Consider the following 409-nt stretch of genomic DNA (forward strand, 5'->3'; position numbering starts at 1 on the left):
TTACGTATTGCTGTATCTGCTAAAAATTGCAACTTTTAAACAGCTCTTTAAAAGTATAACTAAAAAGGGAAGTCACAAATACAGGCAAAGCAATAAAGAGCCCTTTATTTACCATAGCTGTTGCAATTTTTGTTGATGGTAATATCTTGGGAAAAAATATTTATTTCGGTTGTCCACCACCTATTTTAACATTACATACCAATATAATGTTTGATATAAAGCTGATAACAGGACAACAACGAAATACATTTTTAAAAAATTATCTTGGGGTCTTAACAACAAACCAGGTAATAATCCAAACGATAAAACACAAGCTAAATTAGCAATCAGTTCAAACTGATAACCAAATTCATAACCATATCCTACAAAATAAATTGTTTCAGCCAAACAAGCGAGCGTGACCGCAGCA

At 31.8% G+C, this 409-nt stretch carries 1 pseudogene; it reads right to left on the reverse strand.

The window, feature by feature from the left end:
• Window positions 1–180 precede the first annotated feature (180 nt).
• Window positions 181–409: pseudogene (locus tag ACEW7V_RS02740) on the reverse strand (hypothetical protein); the annotation flags it as partial.

Source organism: Areca yellow leaf disease phytoplasma (assembly GCF_041920595.1).